Origin of the sequence: Klebsiella sp., assembly GCF_027492335.1 — a bacterium.
Classification (GTDB): domain Bacteria; phylum Pseudomonadota; class Gammaproteobacteria; order Enterobacterales; family Enterobacteriaceae; genus Klebsiella; species Klebsiella huaxiensis.
In genome coordinates this window covers 1-22765 of record NZ_JAPUEW010000047.1, presented here as the reverse complement: position 1 = coordinate 22765, position 22765 = coordinate 1, and the positions used below count along the sequence as shown (strand labels likewise).

General features: G+C 54.3%; 23 protein-coding genes. 16 read left to right on the top strand and 7 right to left on the bottom strand.

Features of this window, described 5'->3' with window-relative positions:
* The first annotated feature begins 20 nt into the window (after positions 1 to 20).
* Complete coding sequence (mpl, locus tag QVF11_RS13695) at positions 21 to 1394, top strand: UDP-N-acetylmuramate:L-alanyl-gamma-D-glutamyl-meso-diaminopimelate ligase (protein ID WP_112216708.1); 1374 nt, start codon at positions 21 to 23, stop codon at positions 1392 to 1394.
* A gap of 64 nt (positions 1395 to 1458) precedes the next feature.
* Positions 1459 to 2004: a GNAT family N-acetyltransferase gene (locus QVF11_RS13690; protein WP_287857491.1), complete on the top strand. Its 546-nt coding sequence runs from the start codon at positions 1459 to 1461 to the stop codon at positions 2002 to 2004.
* 139 nt (positions 2005 to 2143) lie between these two features.
* On the opposite strand, the gene QVF11_RS13685 is transcribed toward QVF11_RS13690, so the two are convergent.
* The 5 genes from QVF11_RS13685 to yjgA all read right to left on the bottom strand — a co-directional run bounded on the left by QVF11_RS13685 (position 2144) and on the right by yjgA (position 10357).
* Positions 2144 to 3352, bottom strand: coding sequence for an aldose 1-epimerase family protein (locus tag QVF11_RS13685; protein WP_287857489.1), 1209 nt, complete (start codon positions 3350 to 3352; stop codon positions 2144 to 2146).
* Between the two features lie 324 nt (positions 3353 to 3676).
* Entirely contained in the window at positions 3677 to 4819 is a 1143-nt protein-coding gene (locus QVF11_RS13680) for an iron-containing alcohol dehydrogenase (protein WP_112216705.1), read from the bottom strand.
* A 207-nt stretch (positions 4820 to 5026) separates the two neighbouring features.
* A complete protein-coding gene (locus QVF11_RS13675; RefSeq protein ID WP_112216704.1) occupies positions 5027 to 6538 on the bottom strand; it encodes a CoA-acylating methylmalonate-semialdehyde dehydrogenase in 1512 nt (503 codons plus the stop codon).
* A gap of 107 nt (positions 6539 to 6645) precedes the next feature.
* A complete protein-coding gene (gene adhE, locus QVF11_RS13670; protein WP_287857486.1) occupies positions 6646 to 9315 on the bottom strand; it encodes a bifunctional acetaldehyde-CoA/alcohol dehydrogenase in 2670 nt (889 codons plus the stop codon).
* A 490-nt stretch (positions 9316 to 9805) separates the two neighbouring features.
* A complete protein-coding gene (gene yjgA / locus QVF11_RS13665) occupies positions 9806 to 10357 on the bottom strand; it encodes a ribosome biogenesis factor YjgA (RefSeq protein ID WP_112216245.1) in 552 nt (183 codons plus the stop codon).
* A 94-nt stretch (positions 10358 to 10451) separates the two neighbouring features.
* On the opposite strand from yjgA, the gene pmbA reads away from it, so the two are divergent.
* The 14 genes from pmbA (at position 10452) to QVF11_RS13595 (ending at position 21854) form a co-directional block, all read left to right on the top strand.
* A complete protein-coding gene (gene pmbA, locus QVF11_RS13660) occupies positions 10452 to 11804 on the top strand; it encodes a metalloprotease PmbA (protein ID WP_112216246.1) in 1353 nt (450 codons plus the stop codon).
* Positions 11805 to 11869: 65 nt separating this feature from the next.
* Positions 11870 to 12256 carry a cytochrome b562 gene (cybC, locus tag QVF11_RS13655; protein ID WP_112216247.1) on the top strand — a complete coding sequence of 129 codons (387 nt, stop codon included), beginning with the start codon at positions 11870 to 11872 and terminating at the stop codon, positions 12254 to 12256.
* A 347-nt stretch (positions 12257 to 12603) separates the two neighbouring features.
* Positions 12604 to 12942, top strand: a complete 339-nt coding sequence (locus QVF11_RS13650; RefSeq protein WP_110276582.1) for a glycine dehydrogenase — start codon at positions 12604 to 12606, stop codon at positions 12940 to 12942.
* A 10-nt stretch (positions 12943 to 12952) separates the two neighbouring features.
* Positions 12953 to 13315: an SFCGS family glycine-rich protein gene (locus QVF11_RS13645; RefSeq protein ID WP_110276583.1), complete on the top strand. Its 363-nt coding sequence runs from the start codon at positions 12953 to 12955 to the stop codon at positions 13313 to 13315.
* Positions 13316 to 13317: 2 nt separating this feature from the next.
* On the top strand, positions 13318 to 13617 hold the full coding sequence (locus QVF11_RS13640; protein ID WP_004108982.1) for a DUF4312 family protein: 300 nt from the start codon (positions 13318 to 13320) through the stop codon (positions 13615 to 13617).
* A 20-nt stretch (positions 13618 to 13637) separates the two neighbouring features.
* Complete coding sequence (locus tag QVF11_RS13635) at positions 13638 to 14414, top strand: DUF4311 domain-containing protein (RefSeq protein ID WP_112216248.1); 777 nt, start codon at positions 13638 to 13640, stop codon at positions 14412 to 14414.
* A 12-nt stretch (positions 14415 to 14426) separates the two neighbouring features.
* On the top strand, positions 14427 to 15071 hold the full coding sequence (locus QVF11_RS13630) for a DUF4310 family protein (protein WP_112216249.1): 645 nt from the start codon (positions 14427 to 14429) through the stop codon (positions 15069 to 15071).
* A 42-nt stretch (positions 15072 to 15113) separates the two neighbouring features.
* Positions 15114 to 16247: an amidohydrolase/deacetylase family metallohydrolase gene (locus tag QVF11_RS13625; protein ID WP_287857478.1), complete on the top strand. Its 1134-nt coding sequence runs from the start codon at positions 15114 to 15116 to the stop codon at positions 16245 to 16247.
* Positions 16231 to 17349, top strand: a complete 1119-nt coding sequence (locus QVF11_RS13620; RefSeq protein ID WP_287857476.1) for a DgaE family pyridoxal phosphate-dependent ammonia lyase — start codon at positions 16231 to 16233, stop codon at positions 17347 to 17349. Before QVF11_RS13625 ends, QVF11_RS13620 begins: the two co-directional genes overlap by 17 nt.
* Entirely contained in the window at positions 17346 to 18086 is a 741-nt protein-coding gene (dagF, locus tag QVF11_RS13615) for a 2-dehydro-3-deoxy-phosphogluconate aldolase (RefSeq protein ID WP_112216252.1), read from the top strand. Before QVF11_RS13620 ends, dagF begins: the two co-directional genes overlap by 4 nt.
* An 89-nt stretch (positions 18087 to 18175) precedes the next feature.
* Positions 18176 to 19327: a lactonase family protein gene (locus QVF11_RS13610; protein WP_142512838.1), complete on the top strand. Its 1152-nt coding sequence runs from the start codon at positions 18176 to 18178 to the stop codon at positions 19325 to 19327.
* Positions 19328 to 19349: 22 nt separating this feature from the next.
* Complete coding sequence (locus QVF11_RS13605; protein ID WP_287857472.1) at positions 19350 to 21260, top strand: BglG family transcription antiterminator; 1911 nt, start codon at positions 19350 to 19352, stop codon at positions 21258 to 21260.
* Positions 21261 to 21337: 77 nt separating this feature from the next.
* Positions 21338 to 21580: a type II toxin-antitoxin system RelB/DinJ family antitoxin gene (locus QVF11_RS13600; protein ID WP_287857470.1), complete on the top strand. Its 243-nt coding sequence runs from the start codon at positions 21338 to 21340 to the stop codon at positions 21578 to 21580.
* Positions 21570 to 21854: a type II toxin-antitoxin system RelE family toxin gene (locus QVF11_RS13595; RefSeq protein ID WP_287857468.1), complete on the top strand. Its 285-nt coding sequence runs from the start codon at positions 21570 to 21572 to the stop codon at positions 21852 to 21854. The genes QVF11_RS13600 and QVF11_RS13595 overlap by 11 nt, the downstream gene beginning before the upstream one ends.
* A gap of 5 nt (positions 21855 to 21859) precedes the next feature.
* Here the strand turns inward: QVF11_RS13595 and nrdG are convergent, their stop codons facing one another.
* A complete protein-coding gene (gene nrdG / locus QVF11_RS13590; RefSeq protein WP_112216290.1) occupies positions 21860 to 22324 on the bottom strand; it encodes an anaerobic ribonucleoside-triphosphate reductase-activating protein in 465 nt (154 codons plus the stop codon).
* A gap of 244 nt (positions 22325 to 22568) precedes the next feature.
* Positions 22569 to 22765, bottom strand: a 197-nt coding sequence (gene nrdD / locus QVF11_RS13585; protein ID WP_287857465.1) for an anaerobic ribonucleoside-triphosphate reductase, incomplete at its 5' end; no start/stop codon positions are given.

Genomic DNA, 22765 nt, shown 5'->3' with positions numbered 1-22765 from the left:
ATAAGAGAAGGAAATGACGAATGCGCATTCATATTTTAGGAATCTGTGGCACGTTTATGGGGGGGCTGGCGATGCTGGCACGTTCCCTCGGTCATGAGGTAACGGGGTCGGATGCGAACGTTTATCCGCCAATGAGTACCCTGCTGGAAAACCAGGGAATTGAGTTAATTCAAGGATATGATGCCAGCCAGCTGGATCCTCAACCGGATCTGGTGATCATCGGTAACGCGATGACGCGCGGTAATCCATGCGTGGAAGCGGTGCTGGAAAACAACATTCCGTACATGTCCGGGCCGCAGTGGCTGCATGATTTTGTGCTGCGCGATCGTTGGGTGCTGGCGGTAGCCGGGACGCACGGAAAAACCACCACTGCCGGAATGGCGACCTGGATCCTCGAAGTCTGCGGCTATAAGCCGGGATTTGTCATCGGCGGCGTACCGGGTAACTTTGATGTTTCCGCGCGACTTGGCGACAGCCCATTTTTCGTGATTGAAGCCGATGAATACGACTGCGCTTTCTTTGATAAACGCTCCAAGTTTGTTCATTACTGCCCGCGCACGCTGATTCTCAACAACCTTGAGTTTGATCATGCGGATATTTTTGACGACCTGAAAGCGATTCAGAAACAGTTCCATCACCTGGTACGAATCGTGCCGGGCAAAGGCAAGATTATCCTGCCGGAAAACGACATCAATCTAAAACAGACGATGGCGATGGGCTGCTGGAGCGAACAGGAGCTGGTCGGCGAGCAGGGCCACTGGCAGGCGAAAAAACTCACCACCGATGCTTCCTCATGGGAAGTGTGGTTGGACGGCGAGAAAGTCGGTGAAGTGAAATGGGCGCTGGTCGGAGAGCATAATATGCATAACGGCCTGATGGCGATTGCCGCTGCCCGTCATGTGGGCGTGCTGCCTGCTGACGCGGCCAATGCGCTGGGCAGCTTTATCAATGCCCGTCGTCGCCTGGAGCTGCGCGGCGAAGCCAACGGCGTTACCGTATATGACGACTTTGCCCACCATCCGACGGCTATTTTGGCGACCCTGCAGGCATTACGCGGCAAGGTCGGCGGCACTGCGCGTATTCTTGCCGTACTTGAGCCACGTTCCAACACGATGAAGATGGGGCTTAGCAAAGACGATCTGGCGCCGTCTCTCGGGCGTGCAGATGAAGTCTTCCTGCTGCAGCCGCAGCATATTCCGTGGCTGGTAGCTGAAGTTGCCGATGCCTGCATACAGCCTGCTCACTGGAGCGCTGATGTTGATACGCTGGTGGATATGATTGTCAAAACGGCGCATCCGGGTGATCACATCCTGGTGATGAGTAACGGCGGTTTTGGCGGTATCCATCAGAAGCTACTGGATAAACTGGCTCAAAAAGCCGCCGCGACCGAGTAAGCAATACTCTTCGTTTGGCTGCCCTCCACGTGAGGGCAGCTGTCTTTTGTGACCAGGTGCCGTCATGTTGATCCCTGAAAGAGTGACCTCCCCCAATTCCGCTTATTTTCCCGCGCTCGATGCGTTGTACAGTCGGGCGTTTCCGTGGCATGAACAACGTGAAGCCGATGCTAAACTGCAGGCGCTTCACAATCAGAATTATGTGCTGGAAGCCTGGTTTGACGACGCGTTGTTTATCGGGCTGAGCGGCTGCTGGCGTTTTGCCGATTACAGCTATATTGAGCATCTGGCTATTGACGATACGCTGCGTTCGCGCGGCTACGGCAAGCAGCTATTGGCTGAAATCGTCAAACGTGAACCGCTAACTATTCTGGAAATTGATCCGCTGACCAGCGAGATAGCCCACAAGCGCCTGCGCTTCTATGAAAAGATGGGCTTTTACGCAAATACCTGGTCACATAGCCACCCGACCTATCATCAAGGGATGGCCGATCATGAGTTGATTGTGTTGAGTTATCCGCAGCCGATTGATGAGGCGCAGTATCAGCGCTTTGCGCAGGATTTGCGTCAGGTGGTCATGGATCAGGTTGGCGTGGTCACGGTTTTGTAGTTCTGTAGCCCGGACAGATGCGCAGCATCGCCTCCGGGAATGTAGCCACACTGCCCCGGGGCAGTGTGGCTACAGGTGCATCACCGTCTGCGGACCGGTAGTCCGGAGAGGTGCACAGCACCGCCTCCGGGAAACAGCGCTACTCCTTCGCGATCGGCGTTTCGTTTTCTGCCACTTTGGTGTCGCCCTGAATCGCCGCAATTTTCTTCTCAACGTCAGCCACCTGCTCGCTGCTGTGCAGCAGCGTATAGGTCAGGTCAAACTGGGTGCTGGCCCCTGGCTGAAGCTGCTTAACGCGTTTTTGTTCACGTTCAATGGTCACTGGATAGGCGTAGCTGGTGCCAGGCTCAATACCGGTGACGTAGCCCTGTTTCTCGGTATCGGTATTTTTCCACAGCGTCAGCACCGGCAGCTGGCGGGTATCAAACTGAATCGATGCCCCTTTATCTCCGGATTTATTGACCACTGCAGCGAGTGTCTGGTGATTCTCGTCCGCTAGCGGCTGCATATTAAACACCATTTCATCGAAATCTTTAGTCGGGCCTGCGTAGGTTTGCCACGTTTTTAAACCGGCTTTGGCATAATCATTGAACGGACTGATGCTGGCTATCGGTGCCAGGAAACGCGCGCCCTCTTCGAGGATCGGCTTACCGAAGTTGCTGTGGTAGATAATTTGATAGTCATGCGGATAGTCGGCATGGTTGGTTAACACATCATGCAGGCTGAAGCTGTTGCTGCCGGGCACATAGCGCAGCTCGGTCATGGTCTGCAAATCTGCTTTCTTGAAAGTGCTCTCTTTCACCAGTCCGCGAATGCGGATTTCATACGGCGCGGTATCTGCCACTTCAACTTCCACCTGTGAGGCGGGCGTATTACCGACTTTGCCATGCAGGGTATAAATCTGCCCATCAGCAGTCACCGGGTGACCGGTCCATTCGTAGCCGCAGCGCACCATCATCTCATTGAAACCTTCCAGCCATCCCAGACCGTTGCGGCTTTCGAGGTTAATAAAGGCCGGGTTGACCACCTCTTTCACCGGCGAATCCCAACCCATTCGTGAACCGAATCCTTCGATTTTCAGCAAGTTCATGCCGCGAGTTGGGCTTAGAGTGATAGTCAGGCCGTCTTTACTCTGGATCACAAGGATTTTGCTGCCTTCTTGTTTACCGCCGTGAAGGACTTTTTGCTCAATGCTGAAATGATGATCTTTAATCTTCAGCTGGTCGCTGGTTATCTGCCAGTTTCCTTTATCCATGCCGCTTTCATCGCTTGTCAGCACCCACGTTTTAGCCACGGCTGGCGCAGATATAAGCATCGCAATTGCTGTCAAAGCTAATGTCTTTTTCATTTCTCATTCCTTTTGCTGAATCGATTGTGTTGCTGATGTAGGGAATTTAGTGGCAAGTGGATGATGAAAATGTGAAGTGCCTCACCTGGTGAGAAAACACGCTATTTCATGTTTGTAAATGAGGAATTGATCGCTTTAATCTGTAACAACAATGTGTTGTTACTAAAAAATATGTGAATTTAATCAATTTTAGCTTTAACGATTCAGCTTTAGTTTTGCGTTGGATGTTATATGCTTACAGAAACAAGAAGGCCGCAGGGGATCTGGTTACCCATGCGGCCTTCTTTAACGATTTTTTAGCTTAAAAAACGGGAGCGATGAACATCATGCGCCGTAAAATGCTTTGGTATATAACCCCTTCACATCCTGAACTGAAGGATAATTAGGGTTAGTTAACGTGCACGGATCGTCAACGGCATTACCGCTCATTCTGTCGAGTACATTGACGAAGGTGACTTCATTGATCTCAACTTCATCACATTGACTTAACGTTTTCGGAATACCCAGACGTTTATTCAGCTCATTGAGCGCCTCAATCAAATTATTTATTCCTAAGGCCTCTTCCAGCTGGCGATATTTTTTAGTGAACTTCGCATTATATTGGATGATATAAGGCAACATAATTGCGTTTGCCAGACCATGGGTAATACCAAATTCACCACCTATTTTATGCGCCATCGAATGCACTAACCCTAATGATGCGTTAGTAAAGGCAATCCCCGCCAGCGCAGAGGCATTATGCATATGCATACGCGCGTTTAAATCATCAGGTGAACGGTATGCGGTTTCCAGATGCTCAAACACCAGACGAATAGCCTCGACGGCATAGGGATCGGTAAACGAGTTGGCCGCAGTGGACACATAAGCTTCGAGCGCATGGGTCATGACGTCCATCCCGGTATGAGCGGTAACGTGCGGCGGCATTTTGGCAGGAATCGTGGGGTCGAGGATGGCGATATCCGGCACCAGGTCGGCGGCAACAATGGGATATTTAATATGATTCGCCGTATCGGTAATCACCGAGAATGCCGTGATTTCAGAGGCGCTGCCGCTGGTGGAGGGGATGGCCACAAACCGGGCTTTGTTGCGCAGCGGCGGCATGGAGCCGACGGGGATAATGTCTTCAAACTTCAACTCTGGGTGCTCATAGAAACACCACATCACCTTGGCGGCATCCAGCGCCGAACCGCCGCCAATCGCCACAATCCAGTCCGGTTCGAAAGCCAGCATCTCTTTTGCGCCGCGCCAGACGGTTTTAATGGACGGGTTGGGCTCGACATTATCGATAACAATGCATTCCATACCAGCTTTATTTAGTTCGCCGATGGCTTTATCCAGAAAACCAAAACGCTTCATTGAACTTCCGCCGGTGACTAATGCGGCTTTTTTACCGCTCAGCGTCGACAGATGTTCTAAAGCATCTTCGCCATAAATAATACTGCGTGGAATTGAGAAGGCCTGGGTCATAGGAAACTCCATTTAATATTAAGGATTTTTTTAGTGTGCATTCGTCATTTGAAATTCAGCGACATGTGCAGAGTAAAAAAATCCTGTTAATGCTCCAGATATTGCCGGAGCAATATCTGGAGGGAGCTATACCCATCATACATCAAGTTGCTGGTGTGCTGGTTTCCCGGCAACTTGAATTATTTAGGATAATATTTATATTTCCGATTAAATCGTACCGTCCCAGGAGTCGACTTTTTCACGTTTCGCTTCTTCTTCATCAAACCAGCGCGAGGTCACGCATTTTGATTCGGTATAGAAACGCACACCGTCTTTGCCCAGGCAGTGCAGGTCGCCGAAGAACGACTGTTTATGGCCTGAGAACGGGAATACGCCAACTGGTACCGGGATACCGACGTTAATCCCCACCATGCCGCCGTGGGTGCGTTTCTGGAATTCGCGAGCGTAGTAGCCGCTTTGGGTGAAAATAACCGAGCCGTTGGCGAACGGGTTATTGTTCATTAATTGCAGACCTTCTTCGAAGGTTTTCACCCGTTTAAAGCACAGTACCGGCCCGAAAATTTCCTGCGTCCCGACGCTCATCTCTTCGGTCACATGATCCAGCACGGTTGGCCCGACGTAGAAGCCTTTCTCCTGGCCTGGAACTTTGATGTCGCGACCATCGAGCACGACCTTCGCACCTTCTTCGATCCCTTTATTAATCCAGTTGATGACTGACTGTTTGTGGTCTTTAGAAATCACCGGCCCCATATCGGTATCATGCAGATACCCGGGGCCGATTTTCAGCTGTTTGGCTTTTTCGACGACGGCGGCAATCAGCTTATCGGCTACCTCTTCCTGGACCACGACGACTGGCAGCGCCATGCAGCGTTCACCCGCGCAGCCGAAGGCGGCGTTGATAATCCCTGCGGCGGTACGGTTAATCGGCGCATCGGCCAGCACCAGAGCGTGGTTTTTGGCTTCGCACAGCGCCTGGACGCGTTTGCCATGGGCCGCTGCTTTAGAGTAAACGTGCAGACCGACGGAGGTGGAACCGACGAAGGAGACGCCGTTAACGTCCGGATGGGTCAGCAGAATATCGGCTTCATTACGCGAACAGGTCACGACGTTAATTACGCCATCCGGCACGCCCGCTTCCTGATAGAGTTTGGTGATTTCCATACAGGTCATTGGCGTCATGCTGGCGGCTTTAATGACCATCGTATTACCGGAAGCGACGCATAATGGCGCCATCCACCCCATCGGGATCATCGCGGGGAAGTTAAACGGCACAATACCGGCGAACACGCCAATCGGTTCGCGGTACAGGTTGGTGTCAATACCGGCGGAAGCATCCATCAGGTTTTCACCCGCCAGCAGCGTGGGGATAGAACAGGCCAGCTCGGTGCCTTCTTTGGCTTTTAAGACATCGCCCTGGGCATCGCCCCAGGCTTTACCGTTTTCTTTTGCCACCAGCTCGGTTAAGCGTTCCTGATGCTGCATTAATAATTCGCGAACGCGGAACATAATTTGCGAGCGTTTAATGGCCGGAGTATCTGACCACGCCGGGAAGGCTTTGCGGGCCGCGGCAACGGCATCCAGCACTTCTTGCTCGGTGCAGCAGGGGGCCTGAGCCATGACTTCGCCGGTACTTGGGTTATAGACGTCCATATAGCGTTCAGTCTGCGAAACGCGCCATTGACCATCAACGAAATATTTCAGTCTTGGTACAGTAGTCATATTTTTCTCCATGATGATATCTTTCGACTTTCTCTAAAAATCTGGCTCTGAGCGGCGGTAATCACTTACCGCCGGGTCAGCCACTCTTTTGAATGTTGATTAACTGATTATTTCTGCGCGACGGCCTCCGCTTTGCTGGGCTTTTCTGCGGCAGCGGCCGGTAATTTTTCCTCGTATTTATTTCCGTAATAGCTGTCTAACAACAGCTGTTTCAGTTCAGAAATCAGCGGATAGCGCGGGTTGGCGCCGGTACACTGGTCATCGAAGGCATCTTCGGACAGCTTATCGACGTGGGCGAGGAAATCGGCTTCCTGCACGCCCGCCTCGCGGATGGATTTTGGAATGCCCAGCTCGGCTTTGATACTCTCCAGCCACGCCAGCAGCTTTTCGATTTTCGCCGCGGTGCGGTCTCCCGGCGCGCTCAGGCCTAAATGATCGGCAATCTCTGCGTACCGACGACGGGCTTGCGGACGGTCGTACTGACTGAACGCCGTCTGCTTGGTCGGGTTGTCGTTGGCGTTATAACGAATGACGTTGCAGATCATCAGCGCATTCGCCAGACCGTGCGGAATGTGGAACTGCGAGCCCAGCTTGTGCGCCATGGAGTGGCACACCCCGAGGAAGGCGTTAGCAAAAGCGATCCCGGCGATGGTTGCCGCATTATGGACGCGCTCGCGGGCCACCGGGTTTTTCGACCCCTCGTGATACGAAGCGGGCAGATACGCTTTCAGCAGCTTCAGCGCCTGCAGCGCCTGACCGTCAGAGAATTCGGAGGCCAGCACGGAAACATAGGCTTCCAGCGCGTGGGTCACTGCGTCCAGACCACCGAAGGCGCACAGGGACTTCGGCATATCCATTACCAGGTTAGCGTCGATAATCGCCATATCCGGGGTCAGTGCGTAGTCCGCCAGCGGATATTTCTGCCCGGTGGCATCGTCGGTGACCACCGCAAACGGCGTGACCTCCGATCCGGTGCCGGAAGTGGTGGTGATCGCCACCATCCGGGCTTTGACGCCCATTTTCGGGAAGGTGTAGATACGCTTGCGGATATCCATAAAGCGCAGCGCCAGCTCTTCGAAGTGGGTTTCCGGATGCTCGTACATCACCCACATGATTTTCGCCGCATCCATCGGCGATCCGCCGCCCAGGGCTATGATGACGTCGGGCTTGAAGGAGTTAGCCAGCTCTGCACCTTTGCGCACGATGGTCAGCGTCGGGTCGGCTTCCACTTCAAAGAAGACTTCGGTTTCGACGCCCGCCGCTTTCAGCACGGAAGTGATCTGATCCGCGTATCCGTTGTTGAACAGGAAGCGGTCGGTGACGATCAGTGCGCGCTTATGGCCATCGGTGATCACTTCATCCAGCGCGATGGGCAGAGAGCCGCGGCGGAAATAGATGGATTTCGGAAGTTTATGCCACAGCATATTTTCAGCTCGCTTTGCCACGGTTTTCTTGTTGATCAGATGCTTCGGCCCGACGTTTTCCGAGATAGAGTTACCGCCCCAGGAGCCGCAGCCCAGGGTCAGGGAGGGCGCGAGACTAAAGTTATAGAGATCGCCAATGCCGCCGTGGGAGGTCGGGGTGTTAATCAGGATGCGTGCGGTTTTCATTTTTTCGCCAAAGGTCATCACCCGCGCGGCCTGGTTATCCTGGTCGGTATAGAGGCAGGAGGTGTGGCCGATGCCGCCCATATCGACCAGCTTCACCGCTTTCTCCACGGCGTCGGCGAAATCTTTCGCCCGATACATGGCCAGCGTCGGGGAGAGCTTTTCATGTGCAAAAGGCTCGCTGTCGTCGATAGCTTTAACTTCGCCAATCAGGATTTTTGTATCGGCAGGCACGCTGATCCCGGCCATTTCGGCAATTTTAATCGCCGACTGCCCGACAATCGCCGCGTTTAACGCGCCGTTTTTCAGCAGGATACCCTGAACCGCTTTCAGTTCTTTTCCCTGTAGCAGGTAGCCGCCGTGGCTGGCGAAACGCTCGCGCACCGCGTTATAGGCGGCATCAACCACCACCACCGACTGTTCGGAAGCGCAGATCACGCCGTTATCGAAGGTTTTTGACATCAGGATCGAGGCTACCGCCCGCTTCACGTCGGCGGTTTCATCAATCACTACTGGGGTGTTACCCGCGCCAACGCCTATCGCTGGTTTACCGGAGCTGTAGGCGGCCTTCACCATACCCGGTCCGCCGGTGGCGAGGATCAGATTGATATCCGGGTGGTGCATCAGGCGGTTAGACAGATCTACGGTTGGTTCGTTAATCCAGCCAATGATGTCCGGTGGCGCACCGGCCTCGACTGCGGCACGCAACACGATTTCCGCCGCGCGGTTGGTGGCATTTTTCGCCCGCGGATGCGGCGAGAAGACGATGCCGTTACGGGTTTTCAGGCTAATCAGCGATTTAAAAATGGCGGTAGAAGTTGGATTGGTGGTCGGGACGATCCCGCAGATCAGCCCAATGGGCTCGGCGATGGTCATGGTGCCGAAGGCTTCGTCTTCGCCAAGGACCCCGCAGGTTTTTTCGTCTTTATAGGCGTTGTAGATATATTCGGAAGCGAAGTGGTTTTTAATCACTTTATCTTCCACGATGCCCATGCCGGACTCGGCGACCGCCATTTTCGCCAGCGGAATGCGGGCATCAGCGGCGGCTAAAGCGGCGGCACGGAATATTTTGTCGACTTTATCCTGAGGAAAGTTCGCATACGCCTGCTGCGCCTTTCGTACCCGGGCGACCAGCGCGTCGAGGTCATCATTACTGGTGGTGAGTGACATAAGTTTTCTCCATAAGGGATTGAATTCTCTTAAGTAAAACATGTGCCTTAACTGTAATGACGCCAAACCTTCCGCCACTGCAGATGCCTGGTTTTAATTAACAGAACTGACTGGCCAGAGTGCGCTTGCGTATGACTTCTTGTTTCGTGTATTAATGAAATTAATTTTTCATTATAATAATGAATGAAATGCAAAAATCGTTTTGAGAGGTGGATCAAAGATAAGCAAACTGCTGCTAACGTTGGCGTTTTAAAGAAGGTTTTTCTTATTTAATCGAATAAAAACAGATTGTTGAATTTGTTGCGGAGTCGCTGATAGCGTAGAGAGATCGAGAGGTTGTCTGGAAAAGATAACTGATTTTGTGAAATAAACGTTAAGTTAAGAAGCAATGCTAGATGAAAATGAAAAATTAAAACCGATTTTAAAAGATGTACGTTCGGTTTAGTCGCCCGGATCAGGCACTGGCCTTAATCCGGGGAGTCTTGCGGGATTAGTTTTCGCTCTCGGCCAGCTCACGCAGATACTGGAAGATAAGACGCGCGGACTTCGGCGGCTTATTACCTTCTTTCTCTTTTTTGGCGTTACGGATAAGCGAACGCAGCTGCTGACGGTCAGCGTCAGGCCACAGGTTCAGTACTTCAGCAACGGCGTCATCACCATTATCAATCAGACGATCGCGGATCTGTTCGAGCTTGTGGAACAGCGCAACCTGCTGGTTGTGGCGGTTCTTCAGCTTGTCCAGCGCCTGGCGAATCGGATCGACATCGCGGTTACGCAGCATTTTGCCAATCAGCTGCATCTGGCGGCGGCGGCCTTCTTTCTTGATGCGTTGGGCGAGTTCAATGGCATCGCGCAGATCGGTATCCAGCGGGATTTTATCCAGCGCGTTTTTCCCAAGCTCTACCATTTCCGCGCCAAGACGCTTCAGTTCTTCGGCGTCGCGCTTAATTTCACTTTTACTGACCCAGATAATTTCATCGTCTTCATCTTCGACGTCATCACCAGGGACATCGTCGAGCCAGTCTTCGGGCTGCTTTGTCATCTCAGGCTCCTTAAAAAAGAGGCTAATGTTACCAGTTAAGGCGCGCACTGAAAAACGGTTCTCTGTTAGACTTCAGTTAACTCCTTCTTACATTATGGCATTAGCGATGAAAGTCATCTCTCAAGTTGCACAGCAGCGTAAGACGCTGGAAGAGGCCGTGACCACGGCGCTGGAACTGGCGGCAGGCAAATCCGACGGGGCTGAAGTCTCCGTCAGCAAAACCACCGGCATTGGCGTCAGCACCCGCTACGGTGAAGTGGAGAACGTAGAATTTAATAGCGATGGTGCTCTGGGCATCACCGTTTATCACCAGAATCGCAAAGGCAGCGCCTCCTCGACCGACCTCAGCCCGCAGGCCATTGCCCGTACGGTACAGGCGGCGCTGGATATCGCGCGCTATACCTCACCGGACCCGTGCGCAGGCGTGGCGGATAAAGAACTGTTGGCTTTTGAGGCTCCGGATCTCGATCTGTTCCACCCGGCGGAAGTCTCCCCGGACGAAGCGATTGAGCTGGCCTCTCGTGCAGAGCAGGTCGCATTGAAAGCGGATAAACGCATCAGCAATACCGAAGGCGGCAGCTTTAATAGCCACTACGGCATTAAGGTGTTCGGCAACAGCCACGGCATGCTGCAAAGCTACTGCTCCACTCGCCATTCGCTCTCCAGCTGCGTGATTGCCGAAGAAAACGGCGATATGGAGCGCGATTACGCCTACACCATCGGCCGGGCGCTTGAAGATTTACAATCACCGGAATGGGTCGGTGAGGAGTGTGCCCGCCGCACCTTATCGCGCCTGGCGCCACGTAAACTGTCGACGATGAAAGCGCCAGTGATTTTTGCCAACGAAGTGGCGACCGGGCTTTTTGGTCACCTGGTCGGAGCGATTGCCGGCGGCTCGGTTTATCGTAAATCCACCTTCCTGCTCGACGCTCTGGGTAGTCAAATCCTGCCGGACTGGCTGACCATTGAAGAGCATCCGCATCTGCTGAAAGGGCTGGCTTCCACCCCGTTTGATAGCGAAGGCGTGCGTACAGAGCGTCGCGACATTATTAAAGATGGCGTGTTGACCCAGTGGCTGCTGACCAACTATTCCGCGCGTAAGCTGGGGCTGAAGAGCACCGGCCACGCAGGCGGTATCCATAACTGGCGCATTAACGGCCGTGGCCTGAGTTTTGCAAAGTTGCTTAAAGAGATGGGTACCGGTCTTGTGGTGACTGAGCTGATGGGGCAGGGTGTTAGCGGCGTCACCGGCGACTACTCACGCGGCGCATCCGGCTTCTGGGTAGAGAACGGCGAAATTCAGTATCCCGTCAGTGAGATCACCATTGCAGGAAATCTGAAAGATATGTGGCGTAATATCGTGACCATCGGCGACGATATCGAAACGCGTAGCAACATTCAGTGCGGTTCCGTGCTGCTGCCGGAGATGAAAATCGCCGGGCAATAACCTGTGTGCCGGGCGCGTCCTGCCGCGCCCGCTTGATACTTCCATAATAAAAAAGGACGTGAGCAATGCGTAAAAAACTGTTAGCGATGCTGGCTGTATCGGCTTTTGCGCTTGGTTCGGCATCGGCCTTCGCCGATCTGGGCGAAGACATGGATACCCTTGCCGAGAACCTGCAAGTGGTGCAGAAAACTTCAGATGCCGGTGAGCTGAAAGCGGCGCTGAATAAGATGCGTACTGCGGCGGTTGACGCCCAGAAAGAGACGCCGCCGAAGCTGGAAGGTAAAGCTTCGGACAGCGCGGAAATGAAAGACTATCGCCACGGCCTTGATGTGCTGATCGGCCAGATTGACGGCGCGCTGAAGCTGGCTGACGAAGGCAAAGTCAAAGAAGCCCAGGCCGCAGCGGAAGAGTTTAAAACGACTCGTAATACTTACCATAAGAAATATCGTTAATCGTCTTTAGATAGTCGGTATTTCTGCCGGGCGGCGTCTGACGCCTTGCCCGGCCTACCAAACCCCAAACCCGTTCCGTCGCTCCGCGCAGGCGGAAGAACCATCTCAAAATTCCACCACCATCACATTTTTTCTCTTTTTTATTCCGTGAGTTCCGCGTCGTCGGTAACGTCAGTTTTGTGATATTCATCATGTGAATTTCACAATATAAATACATTTTTTGTTGTTATGTGAAATAAGTCACTCCTGCCGTCCTTCTTTCCACTTCGAAGTGGAAAACCACTCGCTACAAACTCTTTCCCCCCGGCATTAGTGTTATCCCCAGAGACATCAACGGGGTAATTCAAGTGAATAACGGAGCGGTAACACACGTCCCAGAGGAGCAGGCCACGCTAACCGAAAGGCTGGCCGACGAGATGCTGCAGCAGGTCTTCGCACTGTTAAGCCGCCGCAATATCGTCCCCAACGACGTTCAGGAGCAAATGCTGACTTCCCACGTGCGGGCGATGGCCCATCGGTCAATCAGCGGCGAGCCGCTGCCGGACGTGGATGCCAGCCTGTTCGAAGAGATTTCAGAAGATTCAATGATGCTGGCCCGCGAAGTGGTCGCGCAATTCGGCAATCTGCCAGATGAAGAAGCCTGGCTGCTGTCCGTCCACTTCGAAGTCGCAAAAGAAAACCTGTAAGGAGCAAAACATGGAACAAATCACCGTAGTCATTGGCGATCGCCTGGGTAAAGGACAAAAAGTTGCCGCAGGTGCGGAAAAAGCCGGTGCTCGCGCCGTTGTGGTACCGGGCGTCGCCGCGGATATGAAACTGGGCGACATGATGAAAGCCGAAAACGCCACTTTCGGTATCTCCTTCTGCGGCAGCGGTGGAGCAGGGGCTATCACCGCACAGAATAAGCACGGCTACAAAGCAAAATATGGCATGCGTTCCGTTGATGAGGGCGTCACTGCTATCAACGAAGGTTACAACGTTCTGGGCTTCGGTTTTATGGATAAAGAAGAGCTGGGCGAGCGCCTGGTTGAAGCCTGGAAGAAGAAATACGGCGTGTGAGTATGAAAGAGCAATTCACCACCACGGTGAGCGTTACTGGCAAAGGTGAGAGCAAAACACGCGCTTTCGCCGATGCCCTGAACCATGTCCAGGCGGCGGTAATGAAAACGTCGCCGCACATCTTACTGCGTATTGAACCACAGGATGTGGAGGTTGTTCATGCGCGAGAAGCGGTACGGAAAGAGGCGTTCTTGTTCTTCTTTCTGCGCCGTGAACGACGGACCTACAGCGTTGAGCTGAACGTCACCGTTACCGTGACCGCCATTAATCTCGATAAAGTGGATTTCGTCACGCAAACCTGATTTTACCAAAGGGTCAGATTATGTTCCTGATAATTTTAATAAAATCGCTCATCATCGGCGGCCTGGTTGGCGTCGGCGTGGGCGCCGGAGCGGCACGTATGTTTCATGCGCCCACCACGCAAGGGATGGGCGCATTTCGTACGTTGGGCGAGCTGAATTCATGTGAAGGCGATCCGGCTTCCCACTTCTCTTTTGGCCTTGGTTTCTTCTTTAACGCCTGGGCTTCCTCCGTCGCAGCAGGCTCCTTCACTCAGGACGTCGACCACCGCATTATTCCCAACTGGGGCGCGGCGGCGTTGATGATCAAAAACCGCAACGTCGGCGAAACGCTGCACGATCCGAGGAAGATGGCTATTTCCTGCGGCATCATCGGCATGATTGTCGTCACCTTCCTTAATCTGACCGCCTCTTCAGTACCGGAAGCGCTGCAGGTAACCGCAGTCAAAGTGCTGGTACCGGCGGCAAACCTGCTGGTGAACATCGTGATGCCGGTTATCTTCTGGCTGGCGGCGATTGATGCGGGTAAGAAATCGGGCTTCTGGGCGACGATTTTCGGCGGCGCGGCGCAGCTGATTATGGGTAACGCCGTACCGGGACTGGTGCTGGGGATCCTGATTGGTAAAGGTGTCGAAGAGAGCGGCTGGCACCGCGTCACTAAGGTGATGATGGTTGCTATTGTCGCGCTGTTTGTCTTGAGCGGCTTCTTCCGCGGCTTCGATATGAAGATGATTGAATCCTTCCATATGACCGTGCCGAACTGGCTGGAACTGATCCACAACTCGCTCAGCGGTAAATAACAGGAGCCTCTCATGGAACAAAATAAAGGTTTTTGGTATGCCGACTGGTCGTTCCCGATCTTTGTTGGCCTGCTCTCTTCCGGCGTATTTGCCGGGACACACATGTACTACCTGTACGGGATCGGCGCGTTTAACGAAGTGGCTTTTGTCGCCATGCTGAAAGCGGGAATTGATACCGGAGCCTACGGCGCGGTGGCGGCGTTTGGCGCCAGCTTCCTGTTCGCTCGTATTATTGAAGGCTCGCTGGTGGGGATTCTGGATATCGGAGGGGCGATTCAGACCGGCGTCGGCCTGGGCGTTCCGGCGCTGTTGCTCGGCGCGGGCATCATGTTCCCGGTGACCAACTTTATTGCTTCCCTGGTTACCGGTCTGGTCATTGGCCTGGCGATTGGCTATATCATCATTCTGGCGCGTAAATTCACTATCAACCAGAGTGACTCCACTTACGGTGCCGACGTCATGATGGGCGCGGGGAACGCTTCCGGCCGCTTCCTCGGACCGTTGATTATTCTCAGCGCGATGAGCGCATCGATTCCTATCGGTATCGGTTCTCTGTTGGGCGCACTGCTGTTCTATATCTGGCAGAAGCCGATTACCGGCGGCGCGATCCTTGGCGCGATGATCCTCGGTACCCTCTTCCCGATTGCGATTAGTTAAGTCCTGCGGGCGCCTTTGCGCCCGCTCTAACAGGAGATAGCTATGTTTGATTTACTCCTGCGCCGCGCGCGCCTCGTTGACGATACCATCACGGATATTGCCATTCGGGACGGAAAGATCGCGGCGCTGGGCGAGATTAGCGCGCCCTCGCGAAAAACCGTCGAACTGGACGGCAACTATTACGTCAGCGCAGGCTGGATTGACTCTCACGTCCACTGCTACCCGAACTCACCGATTTATCACGATGATCCGGACAGCGTGGGCATTGCCACCGGCGTGACCACCGTGGTTGACGCGGGCAGCACCGGCGCTGACGACGTTGACGATTTCTATCAGTTAACTCGCAAAGCGGCGACCGAGGTTTATGCGCTGCTCAATATTTCCCGCGTCGGGCTGATTGCTCAGAACGAACTGGCCAATATGGCGAATATTGATGCGGATGCGGTGAAGCAGGCGGTCAACCGCTACCCGAACTTTATCGTCGGCCTGAAAGCACGGATGAGCAGCAGCGTGGTGGGCGAAAACGGCATTACGCCGTTGGAGCGTGCGAAGACTATCCAGCAGGAAAATGGTGACCTGCCGCTGATGGTGCATATCGGCAATAATCCGCCGAACCTCGATGAAATCGCCGACCTGCTGACTTCTGGCGACATTATTACCCATTGCTACAACGGCAAACCCAACCGCATCCTGACGCCGTCCGGCGAGCTGAAAAGCTCGATTACCCGGGCTTTACAGCGCGGCGTGCGCCTTGATGTCGGTCACGGTACTGCCAGCTTCAGCTTTGAAGTCGCGCGCCGGGCGATTGCGATGGGCATTCTGCCGCACACTATCAGCTCAGATATCTACTGCCGCAACCGCATCGACGGCCCGGTGCGCTCACTGGCGCTGGTGATGTCCAAATTTCTCGCTATCGGTATGTCGCTACCGCAGGTTATCGACTGCGTGACGGCAAATGTCGCCGACGGGCTTCGTCTGGCGCACAAAGGGCAGCTTGACGTGGGCTATGACGCCGATCTCACGCTGTTCACCCTCGCGCAGACGCCAACTGTGCTGGTGGATGCCGAAAAAGAGAGTCTTCAGGCCGACAAGATTCTGCTGCCGCTTGCCGCCATTCGCGCGGGCAAGGGCTATTTGACCGAACAAGGGAGCGCGGAAAATGCCTTCGATTTTTGAAAAATACGATTTAAAGCAGGTCATTAATACCTCCGGTCGTATGACCATTCTCGGCGTCTCTACGCCGCGTCCGGAAGTGGTGGAAGCCGCGATGGCGGGCATGAACCAGTACTTCGAGATGAAGGACCTGGTAAATAAAACGGGAGCTTACATCGCGAAACTGCTGGACGTGGAAGGGGCGACCGTCGTCTCCTGCGCATCAGCAGGCATTGCCCAGTCGGTGGCGGCAGTGCTGGTGAAAGACAGCGACTGGCTGCTGGAAAACCTGCACGTGACGCCGATTGAAAACAACGAAATCGTGTTGCCGAAAGGTCATAACGTCAACTTTGGCGCGCCGGTGGGTACCATGGTGGCGCTGGGCGGCGGCAGGCTGGTGGAAGCGGGCTACGCCAACGAATGTTCCGCCGAACAGCTGGCGTCGGCGATCACTGCGCGTACCGCGGCGATTTTGTATATCAAATCTCACCACTGCGTGCAGAAAAGCATGCTCAACGTGGCGCAGGCGGCTGCGGTGGCGCGGCTCCATAATCTGCCGCTGATCGTTGATGCGGCGGCAGAAGAGGATTTACAGGCTTATTACCGTGCGGGGGCGGATCTGGTTATTTACAGTGGAGCAAAGGCCATCGAAGGGCCAACCAGCGGGTTGGTGATTGGCAAAACGCAGTACGTCGAGTGGGTCAAACGCCAGTCGAACGGTATTGGGCGGGCGATGAAGGTCGGCAAAGAGGGGATCCTTGGTCTGACCTGCGCTATCGAACATTACCTGACGGCGACCAAAGAGAGCGGTGAGGAGATGGTGGCGAAGATGACGCCGTTTATTAACCAGCTCAACACGCTCAACGGCGTGACTGCGCGAGTGGTCTGGGACAGCGCGGGACGCGATATCGCGCGTGCTGAAATTAAATTTGATGAAGCCGTGACCGACGTGGACACCAGCGAGCTGGTGAACGCCCTGAAGCAGGGTGAATACGCTATCTACTTCCGCGGCTATAAGGCTAACGAAGGAATTATTGAAGCCGATGTCCGCAGCGTCAACGCGCAGCAACTGGAGATTGTCTCCCGTCGCATCGCTGAGGTTCTGAACCAGGAGAAAAAAGCATGAAACTGACCCCTAAATTTTACCGTGACCGCGTCTGCCTGAACGTGCTGGCGGGCAGTAAAGACAACGCTCGCGAGATTTATGAAGCGGCGGAAGGTCATGTGCTGGTCGGCGTGCTCTCTAAAAACTATCCCGATATCGCCAGCGCGGTGGCCGATATGCGCGAGTACGCGCAGCTGATTGATAACGCGCTTTCCGTGGGGCTGGGAGCGGGTGATCCGAACCAGTCGGCAATGGTCAGTGAAATTTCGCGTCAGGTGCAGCCGCAGCACGTAAATCAGGTCTTCACTGGCGTGGCCACCAGTCGTGCACTGCTGGGGCAGAACGAAACCGTGGTCAACGGTCTGGTCTCACCAACCGGCACGCCGGGTATGGTGAAGATCTCAACCGGCCCGCTGAGCAGCGGCGCACCCGACGGCATTGTGCCTCTGGAAACCGCGATTGCTTTGTTGAAGGATATGGGCGGCAGCTCGATTAAATACTTCCCGATGGGTGGGTTAAAGCATCGCGATGAGTTTATTGCGGTAGCCGAGGCCTGCGCCCGCCATGATTTCTGGTTGGAGCCAACTGGTGGGATCGATCTGGAAAACTACGGCGAAATCCTGAAAATTGCGCTGGACGCTGGAGTGAGCAAAATTATCCCGCATATCTACAGTTCGATTATTGATAAAGCCAGCGGTAATACCCGTCCGGCAGATGTACGTCAGCTGATGGATATCACTAAACAGCTTGTTAAGTAGTGCCGATTGCCCCTCACTCTAACCCTTGTCCCCTTAGGGAGAGGGGCGGGGTGAGGGGAAACATCCCACCGAACCATCAAGGAGTTACTATGCCTACCGCTCGTCACCTGCTTGTTGCTTCACTCTCTCTGCTCGCCGCCAGCGTGGCTGCGCAAACCCACTACGCCTGGGTCGGCACTTACAATCCCAACGGGGAAGGTCTATACCGTTTTACAGTCGATAGACAAACCGGCGTATTGAGTGACAAAACCCTGGTTAGCACACTGCCGAACCTCGCCCAGCTCACCGTCTCAGCTGATGGGAAAACCCTGTATGCCTCCAGCGAAGTAGAAAAGGGCGTGGTACAGGCGTGGCGCATTGGCAGCAATGGCGAACTGAGCGAGTTGAATCAGGTGGCTTCCGGCGGGGCCGGGCCGGTTTATCTCTCCCTGACTCCCGATAGCCGTCATCTACTGGTGGCGAACTACGTTAGCGGTACCATCGCGGTGCTGCCGGTGAAAGAAGATGGCAGCCTTGGCGAATCGGTAGATGTCCACCAGGATCAAGGGCCAGCAGGGGCTGAACGTCCAGCAGCAGCCGTCGAAGGCAGCTTTGCGATTAGCGATCATAACGGCCCACATGCTCATATGATCGCCGCCGATCCCAGCGGTAAATATGTTTACTCTACCGATCTGGGGCTGGACAGGATCTACCAATACCGGATGGATAACGCCAGCGGCAAGCTGACACCGAACGATCCGCCGTTTATCGCCGCGTCTTCCCCAGGCGCTGGCCCGCGCCACTTTGTCTTTACACCGCAGGGTGATGGACTATGGTTGATTAACGAAGAAGCCTCGACGCTCACCTTCTATCATCTTGATAAGCAAAGCGGACTGCTACGCGAGGGGAAAACTGTCTCCGCGCTGCCCAAAGAGTATAAAGGCACCAGCTTTGCCGCCGGTCTGGTCCTCAGTCAGGATGGTAAACAGCTTTACGTCGCCAACCGCCTGCATAACAGCATCGCCCACTTTACGGTGATGGCCGACGGTAGCCTGAGCCATCAGGAGGATATCTGGACCCGCGGCGACTATCCGCGCACCTTAACTCTGGATAACCAGGGCCAGTGGCTTTACGTCATGAACCAGCGTAGCGACAACATCACCCGTTTTAGCGTCGCGCCGAAGGACGGCAGGCTGACGTTTTCGCCAGACTATACCCCGGTGGGCAGCCCATCTCAGATGGTGATATCCGCTCAACCCTGAGCCGTAAGAAAAAGGAACCGACATGCGATTTCCCAATCCACGTTTAGCGCAGCTGTTTACCCTGCTGCAAAACGAAACGCTGCCGCAGGATGAGCTGGCGCAGCGGCTGTCGGTTTCTACCCGGACGGTACGCGCTGATATCACTGCGTTGAACGAGCTGCTGTTGCACTATGGGGCGCAGTTTACTCTTAGCCGCGGTAGCGGTTATCAGTTGGTCATTAACGATCCGTTGCGCTATCAGGCCCTGGAAGAGAGCGCGCCAAAAGCGCAGCATATTCCGCGCACAGCGGCAGATCGGATCCACTTTTTGCTGGTGCGCTTTTTGACTTCGGCCTTTTCTATCAAGCTGGAGGATCTGGCCGATGAGTGGTTCGTTAGCCGGGCGACGCTGCAAGGCGACATGGCCGAGGTGCGCGAACGTTTTCAGCGTTATCAGCTGACTCTGGAGACGCGTCCACGCCACGGTATGAAGCTGTTTGGCAGCGAAGTGTCGATTCGTGCCTGTCTGACCGACCTGCTGTGGGAGTTGACGCAGCAGGGAGCGCTGAATCCGCAGCTCAGCGAAGAAGCGCTGACTCCCGGCGTGCCGGAGCGGTTGGAGCAGATACTGCAAGAGACGCTGACCCGCCACCAGATCCGCCTGACCGACGTTGGCGAGCGTTTTGTCTGCCTGTACGGCGCAGTAGTGGTGCGCCGCGTGAGCGAAGGGTATCCGCTGGTGGATTTCAGCGCCGATGATGTGGCGCATAACGTTCGTGATGCTGCGCGGGAGCTGGCAAATGCCATGCAGCAACTGGCGGATAAACCGCTTGCGCCAGCGGAAGAGGAGTGGCTGTGCGTGCACTTAGCCGCGCGTCAGGTACAAGACGTCGATCCGGGGACCATCAGCGCTGATGATGATGAAGCGCTGGTGAACTACATCCTGCGTTATATCAATCAGCAATATAACTACAACCTGTTGAATGACGACCAGCTGCACGCCGATCTGCTGACGCATATTAAGACCATGATCACCCGCGTACGCTACCAGATAATGATCCCCAACCCGCTGCTTGATAACATCAAGCAGCACTATCCGATGGCGTGGGATATGACCCTGGCGGCGGTGTCCAGCTGGGGGAAATATACACCCTATGCCATCAGCGAAAACGAGATTGGCTTTCTGGTGCTGCATATCGGCGTCGGGCTGGAGCGCCACTACAATATTGGCTATCAGCGTCAGCCGCTGGTGCTGCTGGTGTGCGATACCAGCAACGCGATGGTGCGGATGATTGAAGCTATTCTGCAACGTAAGTATCCGCAACTGGAGATCGCCGCCACGCTGTCGCAGCGCGAGTATGAGCAACGACAAGAGATCGCGGAAGATTTTGTGATCTCCACCGTACGCATCAGCGAAAAAGATAAGCCGGTGGTGACCATCGCGCCGTTTCCTACCGACTATCAGCTCGATCAAATCGGCAAGCTGGTGCTGGTGGACAGGACCCGGCCGTGGATGCTGGACAAGTATTTTGATGAAGTTCATTTTCAGGTGATTGATACGCCGATGGACCAGCAAACGCTGTTTGCCACGCTGTGCCAACAGCTACAGCAGGAGGGGTTTGTCGGGGCGGAGTTTCATGATTCGGTGGTAGAGCGTGAAGCTATCGTCAGTACTATGCTCGGCGACGGTATCGCGTTGCCTCATGCCCTCGGCCTGCTGGCCAAAAAGACTGTGGTCTATACGGTGATTGCGCCGCACGGCATCGCCTGGGGCGATGAAACGGCACACATCATTTTCCTGCTCGCGATCAGTAAAAGCGAGTATGAAGAGGCGATGGCTATCTACGATATTTTCGTCACCTTCTTGCGCGAACGCGCAATGGCGCGACTTGCCGCCACCCGCAGCTTTGATGAGTTTAAAACGGTGGCGATGGAGTGCGTCAGCCGGTTTTGAGAGGCGTTTTCCAGAAATGAATGTAATTCAAACGTAATGCTATAATGCATTACATTTCTATTTTTACTGGAGGCATAATGGCCACACTTAACGTTCGCCTGGACGATAATCTCAAAAAAGAGGCTTATGCCGTGCTGGAAAAACTCGATATCACGCCGACTGAAGCCGTCCGGCTTTTGTTTCAGTACCTTGCGGAAAATGGTCGGATGCCGGTGAAAACGGTGACTATCAGCGACAGCGAAGAAGCGCTGGTACAAATCGTTCGGGAACGTCTGGCAAATCCGGAGAAGGGGATCAAGGTTAGCCTGGATGATCTATGAGCTGGAGTTCGATCCGCGGGCGCTCCGGGAGTGGCATAAGCTGGGGGATACGGTAAAAAAACAGTTCAAAAGTAAGTTGGCCGTAGTTCTGGAAAATCCTCGTATCGAATCTTCACGGCTTCGCGACTTACCTAACTGTTATAAAATTAAGCTGAAAGCATCGGGGTATCGTCTGGTGTATCAGGTGCGTGATGAAGTTGTGATTGTTTACGTTGTTGCTGTGGGTAAACGAGAAAAATTAGCCGTCTACCGGAAAGCAAATAAACGGCTGTAGCGCAGCTACCTCAGATGGTGCACAACCTGATTGCTGCTTCCGCGCCAGATCAGCGCCGGGTCTTTTAAGTCCTGCACAAATTTGCCATCAACCAGCACGTTGATTAAATCCACCACCTGCATTTGCGCGGCGTTGAGTTCGTCCAGCTTGTAGCCGGTCCATACCCAAATATCTTTGCCCGGGCACTCGGCGCGAACGCGCTGAACCAGCTTGAGGATCTCCGGCACGTTCTGCGGATGTAGCGGGTCGCCGCCGGAAAGCGTGATCCCCTGGCGTTTTACGCGGGTGTCGTTGAGGTCGGCAATAATGCGATCGGCCATTTCGGTAGTAAACGGCATGCCGGAATTCAGCCGCCAGGTGCTTTTGTTATAGCAGCCGGGGCATTCGTGGACGCAGCCGGAGACAAACAGGGTGCAGCGGGTGCCGGGGCCATTGACAATATCTACCGGGTAGTACTGATGATAATTCATTTTTCGCTTCTCAATTAACGCCATAGCCGCGTTGGCTGCGCTCACTCACCCCGGTCACGTACTTAATGTACGCTCCCGGGGATTCCCTCGTTTGCCGCCTTGCTCTGACGCTAATTGCTTTGCGAAAACGTTGGGCGTCTTTGCATTTGTAAAGGGAACGACTTCCGAATGGTCAAACAGCGACTGGGCGATTCCCTCTCCCCTGTGGGGAGAGGGTTAGGATGAGGGGCTAAAGCGCTCGGGATTAACCGATCTGCCCGTTACCCAAATGCTTAACGCGGCGTTTCACTTCTTCCTGCTTACCGGCGTTGAACGGACGGGCGTCCGGGCTGCCGAGATAGCCGCACACGCGACGGGTCACCGATACGCGAGAGGCATCATGGTTACCGCATTTCGGGCAGGTGAAGCCTTTGCTGGTGCACTCGAACTCGCCGGTAAAGC